1 pseudogene is annotated in these 248 nt (G+C 74.2%); it reads right to left on the bottom strand.

The annotated features are described in order from the left end of the window. Positions 1-248, bottom strand: a pseudogene (locus AX735_RS14115) (P-type conjugative transfer protein TrbJ); the annotation flags it as partial.

Raw genomic sequence — 248 nt, 5'->3', positions numbered from 1 at the left:
GCCCTTCGGCCTCCTCGGCCGCCTGGCGGGCGGATTGCAGCGCCTGCGCCCGGCCCTGCGCCGCGACCGCGGCGGTGAGGTCGGCGAGCTGCTGCGATTGCAGCGCGAGGAGCTCGTTGCCCGCCTGCGTCGCCTGGAGCGCGCCGGTCGCCGACTGGCTGGCCGAGACCAGGCTGTACATCGTCGTGCGGGCGCCTTCGATGTTGCCGACGACGCCGGCCTGCACCTGCAAGGCATCCTGAAAGGCG

The organism is Blastomonas sp. CCH1-A6 (genome assembly GCF_001556365.1).
GTDB lineage: Bacteria > Pseudomonadota > Alphaproteobacteria > Sphingomonadales > Sphingomonadaceae > Blastomonas > Blastomonas ursincola.
This window is presented reverse-complemented; position numbering and strand designations above follow the sequence as displayed.